The sequence below is a fragment of the Candidatus Symbiopectobacterium sp. NZEC135 genome, assembly GCF_025962695.1.
Genome location: NZ_JAGFPF010000665.1, coordinates 1 through 1,062, shown reverse-complemented (window position 1 = coordinate 1,062; position 1,062 = coordinate 1). Strand labels below are relative to the sequence as shown.

The window sequence follows — 1,062 nt, the reverse complement described above, 5'->3', positions numbered from 1 at the left end:
AGCCACCACCTCGAACTTGCCTGCCGCCACTGGCACGTACAACGTGACCGTTCCCGACAACGCGTTGGCATTGTGCGCGTTGGCAATGGTGTAAGTGCCATCTTTGCCCACGGTATAGGTCGCATCATTGTTGATATGGTCAACCACTTTGGTGCCTTCCGGCAGGCCGGTCAGGGTAATGCCCGACAGCGTTTCACTGCCGTCAAGATCGGTCAATGCGGCTGAGACATCCAGCGTATGTTCCTGGGTACCCGTGTTGGTTTCTTTGGTTACCGTAGGCGCATTGCTGCCTGGCGCCATACTGGTGCCATCACTGTAAATCACCCCGCCCAGATTGTTACTCACCTGATTGGTGAACGAATGGGATTGTCCGTTGCTGTCGGTGTAGTTAACTTTGACGCCATCAAGGGTATTGACGCTCGTTGGCTGATTATTATTCGTGTTGTAAGTAGGATTATAGGTATAGCCATCCTCTTTCATCACAAACACATAATCTTTATGCGCACTGTCATTATTAACTACTCGGTTTCCACCAAAAGAATCCAAGGGTTTTAGTTCATCAGGTCGTCCACTTTGACGATAGAAATATCCGCTGTTCGAGTGGACAACGAAAATATCACTGTAGCCATCATTTCCGCTGGTATTACCCTGTGTATAGTACGAGTATGTACCGGTACCCACCAATGTCGGGATCGGATCCCCCTCGGTTAACCAGACGCGCACCCCATTGCCGACGGCAACAATTTTTCCATCCTGAATATCAAAGCCACCGTTGGTACTGCCGCCGTTAATATGAATCACTTCACTGCTTGGCGTACTGTTGCCGCTGGTAATGTCCAGCGTCACCGTCGGTGCATCCGCCACCGGGGTAATATCAATGTTGAGCGAGGTTTCCGCACCAACGTTGCCCGCTTTATCCACCGGTGAGAAATGCACGATGCCATAGGGTGAACCCGACGCATTTGCCGCAGGATCAAAACGCAAATCTGTATTGGTCGAGTTAAACGACTGTCCTTCCGTGACGGGTTTCCAGGTGCCATTATCGTTGTAATACAGCGTACC

The 1,062-nt window shown here is 50.8% G+C and carries 1 protein-coding gene; it reads right to left on the bottom strand.

Annotated features, from left to right (window positions below; genetic code table 11):
• Positions 1–1,062, bottom strand: a 1,062-nt coding sequence (locus J5224_RS29595; RefSeq protein ID WP_264628636.1) for a hypothetical protein, incomplete at both ends; no start/stop codon positions are given.